Annotated in this window: 1 protein-coding gene; it reads right to left on the reverse strand. The window is 64.7% G+C overall.

Features of this window, described 5'->3' with window-relative positions; all coding sequences use genetic code 11:
- A partial coding sequence (locus tag M2D63_RS25885; protein WP_285865900.1) for an aldehyde dehydrogenase family protein occupies positions 1-258 on the reverse strand: 258 nt, incomplete at both ends.

Genomic DNA, 258 nt, shown 5'->3' on the forward strand with positions numbered 1-258 from the left:
GATGGCCATGGCGATGACTTCTTCGTCGCGGCTGAAGCGCAAAAGAGCCGACACATGGCCGAAGATTTCTTCTTCCAGCAGGTCCAACCCCGGGCCGACATTGGCCAGCACGGTCGGCTCGAAGAAGTTGCCGCCCAGGGCGTGGGCCTGGCCGCCCAGCACCTGTTCGGCGCCTTTGCCCTCGGCGTCGTCGTTCAGGCTGCGGACCTTGGCCACCGCCTTGTCGGTGATCAGCGGGCCGATCTGCTTGCGTTGTTC

This window comes from Pseudomonas sp. BJa5 (genome assembly GCF_030272875.2).
Lineage (GTDB): Bacteria > Pseudomonadota > Gammaproteobacteria > Pseudomonadales > Pseudomonadaceae > Aquipseudomonas.